General features: G+C 45.6%; 1 pseudogene. It reads right to left on the minus strand.

The features are described from left to right. Positions 1–234, minus strand: a pseudogene (locus ACG9ZB_RS17640) (MFS transporter); the annotation flags it as partial. Positions 235–252 lie beyond the last annotated feature (18 nt).

Consider the following 252-nt stretch of genomic DNA (forward strand, 5'->3'; position numbering starts at 1 on the left):
GGCGATACCATAAAATAGCATGAGACCAAGTAAGAGCGTTTTACGTGGCACTTTTGCAGCCAAAATGGCAATGACAGGCGCGCCACTTGTGACACCTAAAGCATAGGCACTAATAAAATGCCCTGTGACAGGTATACTTAGCTTGAAACTTTGTGAGCTCTCTTGGATGAGTCCCATCGCAACGAACTCAGTAGTCCCAATACAAAAACCACCGAGGGCCAATGCCAAAATAATGACAGATAAGTGGTGGGT

Origin of the sequence: Acinetobacter johnsonii (genome assembly GCF_048551975.1) — a bacterium.
Lineage (GTDB): Bacteria > Pseudomonadota > Gammaproteobacteria > Pseudomonadales > Moraxellaceae > Acinetobacter > Acinetobacter johnsonii_A.